The following is a 5,463-nucleotide window of genomic DNA, read 5'->3' on the forward strand; positions in this document are numbered from 1 at the left end:
CCCTTGGGGGATTTAGGGGGGGGCCAAGGTCTCTGCTCTCTAGTCCGAAAATCGGTCTTTATGTGCCCACAGCCCCACTGCCGGGTTGGAAATATAAAAAATTTCTTCACCATCGGGCATTCTGTTTTTACCGTCTTTAAGTTTTTCCGGATTATAGCGCTTTGTCATTTCTTCCAGATCCGCATATTTGAAGTTAACGGATTCAATTTCTTTTTTGGAAAGATGTCCGGGACAATATGTGATGGAGAATCGGTCTTCAGAGCTACCATGAATCAGGTGAGCTGCTGCGCCCAGATTGTCTCTCAGTTCTTGGTTTTCTTCGGTGGCTTTGAGCGTCGCGGGAGTCCCAAAATAACCATATTTTCTGATTAACCGGTCGATGGTTTTGTCTTCACCGAATTCTTTCAGCCCGGGTGCCAGCACAATCAGTTCACCTCCATCGGCCAGTGCCATCCGGGTACGATAAATACTTTTGTTGCCCAGCCATGTACTCTTAAACTCCGACGGGTCAAGATATACCACTACTTTTTTTAGTGGTTCATCAACCATCTCAAAGTTCACCCTGATGGACAAATCAGCGGCCATCTCAAATACTTCTTCATCATCGCCGATAAAAATACCGCGTGGTACCAGGTTCCCTTTATCATCACGACCGATAACCGTCTGGACGTAGATGATGGGAAGGTGGGAGGCAAAATTTTCGGAGGCGTAGTTCAATACACGACGCACCGGGTTGTTGGCTCGTCCCATAATTCGCTCCATTCCGTAAGCAGCCCCAATAAAGTGACTCTTGTTGATGCCTTCGGAACCACCTGTTCCCACAAATATGTTTTTGTTGTAGTTGGCCATGCCAATTACTTCATGAGGAACTACTTGTCCGATGGACAGAATGAGATCGTGACCACCTTCATTTATCATTTTGTTGACCTGGGCCGGCCAGTCGTAATCAATTCTACCTCCTGTGATTTCCGAAATGTAACTACCTGGAACCACGCCCAGTGTAACAATGTCGTTGCGCCAGTCGTGGATTCTGAAAAGATCCTGTGGCACCCCCGGAAACATGTGGCGGATCTGTTCTTCGGTCATCGGACTGTGTGTCCCTAAAGCCGGAAGAATGTCGGTTAACCTTTCTTTGTAGAATTCATAAGCATAAGCAGTCAATTCACCCGCTTTGGAGTGATATCTTGTGTAGTCGGGAGGTACAGCCAGTACTTTTTTCTTAGTTCCTATTTTTTCCAATGCCGCAAACAAAGCATTTTTTAAGTCCTCAGGACTCAATGCTTCAGTTTCTGATCCGCGTTGATAATAAACCATATCAGTATTTTTAAGTGGGGGTGGATTCTATCTGCTCAGGTGGGAAGGATTCTTTACGAACAAAGCAGCAGAGCTGAGTACCTATCTCCCCGTTGTTATCTTTTAACTCTTGCATTTCCGCTCCACAGACTCCAAACCATCTCTTCATCTGCCGGTTGGGCGTAGTCGGTCAGGAATGTGGTAGCCAAAGCGCCTGTAGCCCATCCAAACTGAATCCATTTCTCCGGAGCCCATTTTTTCAGAATTCCATAGAGTAAACCACCCACAAAACCATCGCCTCCGCCAATGCGGTCGAGTACACGAATGGGGCGTGGCTCAATGACTTCCCAATTATCGCCCTGGAGCATAATGGCTCCCCACAAGTGTTCATTGGCACTAACAACTTCGCGCAGGGTGTTGGCAAATACTGAAGCATTTGGAAAGGCTTCTTTGACACGCATAATCATTTCTTTAAAGCTTTCAATTTTTTCACCGATGGCTTTTCCTCCTGCCTCGGGACCTTTGATTCCCAAACAAAGCTGAAAGTCCTCTTCGTTTCCAATTAAGACATCAGATACTGAAGCAATTTCGGTGAAAGTTTCGCGTAACTCTTGTTCGCGGCCTTCCCAAAATGTAGCACGATAGTTCAGGTCGAAGGAGATTAATGTCTTGTGTTTTTTTGCCGAACGTGCCACTTCCAGACAAAAGTTACTGGTTTCAGGCGAAAGGGCAGCAATTAATCCTGATAGATGAACAATCTGGACCCCTTCCTCTCCAAAGATTCTTTCCAGATCAAAATCTTTGGCATTCAGTGTGCGTCCCACTTCGCCGGCACGATCGTTCTGAACCCGGGGTCCACGTCCGCCATAGCCACTGTCGGCGATGTTAAACTGGTGTCGGTATCCCCAGGGATTTCCTTGCTCTACCTCGGGACCTTCGTAATCCATGTGCCGGTTGCGAAGGTTACTTTTGATGAATTGAGCCAACGGACTTCCCTTTACGAAGGTGGTCAGCACCTTGACAGGAAGTCCCAGGTAGGAAGAAATACTGGCTACATTGGTTTCGGCACTGGTTGCCTGCATTTTAAATGTATCACTGCTGTGTACAGGTTGTCCGTTTTCAGGTGTGATTCGAAGTCCCATACTGGTAGGAACCACCATGGAATATTTGTAATTATCTTTAAGTTGTAGATTCATTTTGCCGGATTTTTAATTAGTTCATAAAATGAAGGAGGATAAATGTTTGTGAAAATGTTTACCGCCAACAGGATTACACTCCACTGTAGGCACTGAATCCGCCATCAACTGGAATAATGATTCCGGTGATGAATTCAGACCAGTCGGAAAGCAGGAATGTCAGAGCTCCTGTAAGTTCTTCAGGGGTTCCGTAGCGCTCCATGGGGGTTCCGTTCATTATCTTTTTCCCACGTGGGGTAGATTCGCCTGTTTTTTCATCCACCAGCAAAAATCGGTTTTGATTGGTAAGTAAAAATCCCGGTGCGATTGCATTTACCCGAACTCCGGTTTTTGCAAAATGCACGGCCAGCCACTGGGTGAAGTTATTGATAGCAGCTTTTGAGGCCGAATAGGCAGGAATTCTGGTTAGCGGACGATAAGAATTCATGGACGAAATGTTCACGATTCCACCATTCCCCTTTTTAACCATATCGGTAGCAAAAACCATGGAGGGAAGTAATGTTCCCTGAAAGTTTAGTGCAAAAGTCTTGTCGAAACCCTCCAGTTCAAGTCCGAAAAAGGTATCTTCCAGATGATCCAGGTCCGATTGCTCTATTTTTTCTGCTTTAGAGGTAGCAGTTGCAGCATTTCCCCCTGCACCATTAATGAGGAAGTCAATGCTTCCCAATTTTTCATTGATCTCTTTCTTTACCGCTTCCAGTGATGCTTTGTCCAGTACATTGGAGGCAAAACCGAAACTTTCGGTGCCGTAAGTTTCCTTAATTTCGTTGGCCACTTTGTCGGCATTCTCCTTTTTGAGATCCAGAATTGCTGTTTTTACCCCTTTCATGGCCAGTGCTTTGGCCATTACTGAGCAAATTACGCCGCCACCTCCGGTGATTACGGCCACTTTGCCTTCAATGTTGAGCTCTTTGATTGGTGCTGTCATAGTTATGCTGATTTTATTTCGTTAATGGTATTGATGAGTTCGGTAACTTTCTCTGTGAGTGCTTCATAATCCCCATTATCAATTATGTCTTTGGGAAAGAGTTTGGAGCCCATGCCAACACAGGTAACACCTGCATCGAACCATTCCTGAAGGTTTTCTCTGGAGGTATCTACGCCTCCGGTGGGCATGATGTTGGTCCATGGGCAGGGGCCTTTAACGCCTTTGACAAATGAGGGACCACCGACTTCTGATGCCGGGAATATTTTCACCAGTTCGGCACCAAGCTCTTCCGCTTTTCCGATGTCAGAAACGGAACCGCAACCTGGTGCCCACATAATTTTCCGGCGGTTACAGATACGTGCCATATTTTCATTCAACAGGGGAGAAACAATAAAGTTGGCTCCGGCTTGAATATATATAGCTGCAGTTCCTTCTTCCACCACTGAACCTGCTCCCAGAATCATTCCCGGAAGTTCTTTGAGTGCATATTTGTTTAATTCACTGAATATTTCATGGGCAAAGTCTCCCCGGTTAACCCACTCAAAGGTTCTGATGCCACCGTCATAACAGGCTTTCACCACTTTTTTTGCCACATCTATATCGGCATGGTAGAACACCGGTACAACGCCGGTTTCCTGCATCTTCTGAAAAACTTCTATTCTGGAATATTTAGCCATTTTTGATAGTTGTAATTATTTAAATAAATCAGTTAAATCACTCAAAAACATTTCGTTCAATTGTTCGCCCCTAAGGAAGGGTTTGTGTTTATATGTTGAGAAGCTTCCGCATACCAATTATCTAATCTCTAGCCTCCAAATCTCTAACCTCTAACTTTCAGCCCCAAACTTCCAGCCTCTATCTCGAAACACGGCCTGATGCATCGCCGCCCATCAGTTTTTCTACTTCTTCCACGGTAACCTGGTTGAAATCGCCTGGTATGGTATGTTTCAGGCAGGATGCTGCCGTGCCGAATTGCAAAGCTTTTTCATCACTGTCGTAGGTGAGCAGTCCGTAAATCAGTCCGCCCATGAATGAGTCCCCTCCGCCCACACGATCTACTATGTGTGTAATTTGGTAGGTGGGTGTTGTAAATAGGTTTTTCCCATCGTAGAGTACACCGGACCAGCTGTTGTGGTTGGCACTGATAGAGCCTCTTAGCGTGGTAATTACTTTCTTGACACGGGGATATTGTTTCATTATTTGCTGCGAAACACTTCGGTAGGCTTCGGCTTCCACGTGGCCTCCGGTTACATCTACGCCTTCGGGCTTTATGCCCAATACCATTTCTGCATCTTCCTCGTTGCCCAGTACGACATCGCAGCCTGCCACCAGTCCGGGCATTACTTCGCCGGCTTTTTTGCCGTATTTCCAGAGGTTTTTGCGATAGTTCAGATCGCACGAAACCGTAATTCCTTTGGCATTGGCTGCTTTAATGGCTTCCAGGCAAACATCGGCAGCTCCCTGAGATACTGCGGGAGTAATACCAGTCCAGTGAAACCAGTCTGCTCCTTCAAAAATAGCATCCCAGTCAAATGTGCCAGGTTGAACATCTGAGAAAGAGGAGTGCGCGCGGTCGTAAACTACTTTACTGGCTCTTGCCACAGCTCCGGTTTCCAGAAAGTAGATGCCCAAACGCTCACCTCCATATTGTATGTGACCGGTATCAACACTGTATTTGTCAAGATCCATGCGGCAGGCTCGTCCTAAATCATTTTGTGGCAACCGGGTAATGAATCTTGAATCCAGCCCGTAATTGGCAAGTGAAACAGCTACATTGGCTTCTCCGCCTCCATAGTTTACATCAAATGAGGTTGCTTGTGCAAATCTGTGATATCCGGGTGTCGAGAGCCTCAACATGATTTCTCCGAAAGTAACAACTCTTTTATTCATAATTAATCCTGGTGTTTTATTTTAACCTGGTTTATTCAGGAATAAATCAGGTATTGTAATTAATACTTAAGTTGACCGATACGAGGGGAACGAAGTAGCGCTTTACTTAACGTTAACCCCGGCTTAGAAAATGTTGGTATTTCACCATTCCTTTGG

Annotated in this window: 5 protein-coding genes; all 5 read right to left on the reverse strand. The window is 45.8% G+C overall.

The annotated features are described in order from the left end of the window. Positions 1-39: 39 nt before the first annotated feature. Positions 40-1,314 carry a lactate racemase domain-containing protein gene (locus QZZ43_RS11420; RefSeq protein ID WP_291859256.1) on the reverse strand — a complete coding sequence of 425 codons (1,275 nt, stop codon included), beginning with the start codon at positions 1,312-1,314 and terminating at the stop codon, positions 40-42. A 95-nt stretch (positions 1,315-1,409) separates the two neighbouring features. Then, a complete protein-coding gene (locus tag QZZ43_RS11425) occupies positions 1,410-2,489 on the reverse strand; it encodes a sugar kinase (RefSeq protein WP_291859259.1) in 1,080 nt (359 codons plus the stop codon). Positions 2,490-2,562: 73 nt separating this feature from the next. Further along, positions 2,563-3,417 (reverse strand): SDR family oxidoreductase, encoded by an 855-nt coding sequence (locus tag QZZ43_RS11430; RefSeq protein ID WP_291859262.1) that lies wholly within the window; start codon positions 3,415-3,417, stop codon positions 2,563-2,565. A gap of 2 nt (positions 3,418-3,419) precedes the next feature. Continuing rightward, positions 3,420-4,094 (reverse strand): bifunctional 4-hydroxy-2-oxoglutarate aldolase/2-dehydro-3-deoxy-phosphogluconate aldolase, encoded by a 675-nt coding sequence (locus QZZ43_RS11435; protein WP_291859265.1) that lies wholly within the window; start codon positions 4,092-4,094, stop codon positions 3,420-3,422. A 178-nt stretch (positions 4,095-4,272) separates the two neighbouring features. Next, the gene (locus QZZ43_RS11440) at positions 4,273-5,307 is read right to left on the reverse strand and encodes a sugar kinase (protein ID WP_291859267.1); all 1,035 of its coding nucleotides are present in this window, start codon (positions 5,305-5,307) and stop codon (positions 4,273-4,275) included. Between the last annotated feature and the right edge of the window lie 156 nt (positions 5,308-5,463).

Source organism: Marinilabilia sp. (assembly GCF_016278715.1).
Classification (GTDB): Bacteria; Bacteroidota; Bacteroidia; order Bacteroidales; family Marinilabiliaceae; genus Marinilabilia.

Bases quoted from the DNA above. Each gene is read 5' to 3' on its own strand.
- QZZ43_RS11420 (WP_291859256.1), bottom strand. From the start codon at position 1,314: ATGGTTTATTATCAACGCGGATCAGAAACTGAAGCATTGAGTCCTGAG.
- QZZ43_RS11425 (WP_291859259.1), bottom strand. From the start codon at position 2,489: ATGAATCTACAACTTAAAGATAATTACAAATATTCCATGGTGGTTCCT.
- QZZ43_RS11430 (WP_291859262.1), bottom strand. From the start codon at position 3,417: ATGACAGCACCAATCAAAGAGCTCAACATTGAAGGCAAAGTGGCCGTA.
- QZZ43_RS11435 (WP_291859265.1), bottom strand. From the start codon at position 4,094: ATGGCTAAATATTCCAGAATAGAAGTTTTTCAGAAGATGCAGGAAACC.
- QZZ43_RS11440 (WP_291859267.1), bottom strand. From the start codon at position 5,307: ATGAATAAAAGAGTTGTTACTTTCGGAGAAATCATGTTGAGGCTCTCG.